Here is a 2,432-nt window from a genome sequence, read left to right as displayed (position 1 = left end):
GAGGCGGCGATCGCCCCCGATTTTCCTGCTCTAGGGTACTGGAACCAATGGCTGTCGGCGCTGCGCGAGGCAGAGGAACTGCGGCTACAAAGCTGGCAAATGGGGCGATCGCTCTATCGGCTACTGATCGATCTCGACCCCAGCGTTGCCCCGCTCTTGGAAGCCTGCGGGGAAACCAGCAACGCAGCCGAAAATTTTGCGGTGAATTTTGCCGTGGTGTATGCGATCGCCGCTGCCCACTGGCAGATCGACTTGCGGGCTGCCATCCTTGGCTATTTGCACAGTTGGGCCAGCAATTTGGTCAACGCAGGCGTGAAGCTGATTCCGCTGGGACAAACGGCGGGACAACGGCTGCTGCTGAGCCTTGCCCCGGCGATCGCCCGCACAACCGACGCAGCGCTCGTCTTACCCGAAGACGACTTTGGGGCGTGCAGTTGGGGACAGGCGATCGCCTGCATGGCCCACGAAACGCTTTACACCCGGCTATTCCGCAGCTAATTCCCAACAATTCCCGATTCAGGAGACAATCTTGAACGCACAAGAATGGTACTTATTCGACTTGCAGGGCTATTTGGTGCTGGAAAACGTGCTGACGGCGGCGCAACTGGACGCGCTCAATGCCGAACTCGATCGCCAAATTGCGGCTGTCAGTGCTCCTGTCAATGCTCCTGACCGCACCTGGTTTCGCTGGGACGGGCTGCTGCCCTGGGGACCGCCGTTTCAAGCCCTGATCGACCTGCCGCCCCTGATGCCTTACCTGAAAACCCTGCTGGGCGAGGGATTCCGGCTGGATCACGACTACACGCACGTCATCCGCCAGGGCAGCGGCCCCATCGGCACGCGGCTCCACGGCGGCGGCACGCCCTACGACCCCTGTCAGTATTACCACGTTCACAATGGGCGGATGTATAACGGGCTGACGGCCGTCGCCTACGAACTGCGGGACGTGCGCCCCGGCGAGGGCGGTTTTGCCTGCATTCCCGGTAGCCACAAAAGTAATGCCCCTTTCCCTGATGAATGGCGCGATCTGGAAAACCCGCCTGCCTGTATGCAGCCCGTGGCTGTGTCCGCAGGCAGCGCCATTCTGTTTACCGAAGCGCTGACCCACGGCACGCTGCCTTGGCGCGGCCAGGGAGAGCGGCGCACCCTGTTTTATAAATACTCGCCGCGGTCGAATGCCTGGGCGCGATCGCTCTACAATCCTGACGAGTTCCCCAGCCTCACCGAAGCTCAGCGGCGGCTGCTCCTCTCGCCGGGAGTTTACCCATATTAGGGGCATCCCTTTCCGAAACAGGGATTCGCTAAGCTTCTGCGCCCCTAAAGATCCCGTCATACCGACCGCTTCAAGACTTGCCCACTGGTCAGCCCAAAGGCTCGAAATCGGCGTGCCTGGAGTTCGATGCGGCTGGCGAGGCGATCGCACACCAGATTACACAGTTCAAACGTTAGGTCATCCTGCACGCTGTAGTATGCAGAGGTGCCCTCGGTGCGGCGCGAGAGGATGCCTGCTTGCAGCATCACTTTCAGGTGCTTGGAGACGTTGGCCTGGCTGGTGGCGGTCGCTTCGACCAGATCTTGCACACACCGTTCGCCGTTGCGGAGGACGCTGAGAATGCGGAGGCGGGTCGGCTCGCTGAGGACGCTGAAATACTCCGCCACCTGCTGCATAATCTCAACTGAGACCGGATCTACCGTTTTCATGCGGGTCGTTTCAAAAAGGCTTAATCCCAAAATATTAACAATCTATTCAGAATTGAAAATAGAGTAGTAGATTACACATCAGAACTTTAAATTGACAAGGCTGGTTACAAGGCCGCCCCTCTCCGGAGTTGCCCCATGCCCAAAAGCAGGAACGCCCAAAAGCAGGAATGCCCAAAAGCAAGAATAATTGACCCTGGATAGCCACGCGATGAGGTTGCCCCATGCAAATTGCTGAGCGGGTGCAGTGGATACAGCAGCAGACCCAGTTTGGGGAGCTATCGGAGGCGGCGGTGAGGGCGATCGCCCAGCAGGTTCGCGAGATCCGTCTTCCCGAAAACCATCGGCTGGCGCTGGAAGACACCGAACCCAAAGCGCTTTACATTCTGAAATCGGGGCGGCTGGAGCGCTATCGCACCCGACCCGACAGCGTGGCAGACACCGTTAGCCTGCTGCCCGGTTCGGTGCTGTATTTAAAGGAACTGCTGCTCGAAACGCCTGCGGAACATACCGTCATCACCCTCAGCGATTGCGAAATCTGGACCGTGCCCCGCGAGGCATTCCGCGACCTAGTGGCTCAGTTTCCGGAGCTAAACCGCACCGTGTCGCGGCAGTTGGCAGACGAGGTGACGGAACTCAGTTCCCAGCTTGTCTTTGAGCAAGAGCGACAGGCGGCCCTGCGTCCCTACCTGGTGCCCAAGGTGCGGCGGGGCATTGTGGGCGCGAGTCGCTAT

4 protein-coding genes are annotated in these 2,432 nt (G+C 59.5%); 3 read left to right on the top strand and 1 reads right to left on the bottom strand.

The window, feature by feature from the left end:
- A partial coding sequence (locus IGS51_RS18045) for an urease accessory protein UreF (RefSeq protein ID WP_297080175.1) occupies window positions 1-498 on the top strand: 498 nt, incomplete at its 5' end.
- Window positions 499-529: 31 nt separating this feature from the next.
- A complete protein-coding gene (locus tag IGS51_RS18040) occupies window positions 530-1,273 on the top strand; it encodes a phytanoyl-CoA dioxygenase family protein (RefSeq protein ID WP_297080174.1) in 744 nt (247 codons plus the stop codon).
- Between the two features lie 56 nt (window positions 1,274-1,329).
- Here IGS51_RS18040 and IGS51_RS18035 read toward each other — a convergent pair whose 3' ends face one another.
- Window positions 1,330-1,701, bottom strand: coding sequence for a helix-turn-helix transcriptional regulator (locus tag IGS51_RS18035; protein ID WP_172357293.1), 372 nt, complete (start codon window positions 1,699-1,701; stop codon window positions 1,330-1,332).
- A gap of 221 nt (window positions 1,702-1,922) precedes the next feature.
- On the opposite strand from IGS51_RS18035, the gene IGS51_RS18030 reads away from it, so the two are divergent.
- Window positions 1,923-2,432, top strand: a 510-nt coding sequence (locus tag IGS51_RS18030; RefSeq protein WP_297080173.1) for a Crp/Fnr family transcriptional regulator, incomplete at its 3' end; no start/stop codon positions are given.

Source organism: Thermoleptolyngbya sp. M55_K2018_002, from assembly GCF_015295965.1.
GTDB lineage: Bacteria > Cyanobacteriota > Cyanobacteriia > Elainellales > Elainellaceae > Thermoleptolyngbya > Thermoleptolyngbya sichuanensis.
This window is presented reverse-complemented; position numbering and strand designations above follow the sequence as displayed.